The organism is Schumannella sp. 10F1B-5-1, assembly GCF_006517535.1.
GTDB lineage: Bacteria > Actinomycetota > Actinomycetes > Actinomycetales > Microbacteriaceae > Schumannella.
Window position 1 is genome coordinate 1 of record NZ_VHQH01000236.1, and the last position, 259, is coordinate 259.

Annotated in this window: 1 protein-coding gene; it reads right to left on the reverse strand. The window is 64.9% G+C overall.

All coding sequences use genetic code 11. The features are described 5' to 3' along the window. The coding region (locus FJ658_RS16510) for an extracellular solute-binding protein (RefSeq protein WP_370454822.1) at positions 1–259 on the reverse strand (259 nt) is incomplete at both ends.

Below are 259 nucleotides of genomic sequence, written 5' to 3' on the forward strand. Positions count from 1 at the left end.
GCGGTCTGCAGCGAACCGGAGATCCAGACGCCGTTGATGGTGCCGGCGACCGCGCCGTTCACGAAGGTGCCGATGTACTCGTCCCACGAGTTGACCTCGGTGAACACACCGGACTTCACGAGGTCGATGTACGTCTCGATCGACTTCTCGAGGGCGGGGTTGTCCGAGATGGTCGGGTTGCCGTCCGCGTCGAAGAGGCTCGCGCCCGCCGACTGCAGCATCATCATGATCGTGTCGGACGACCCGGCCTGGCCCGAGA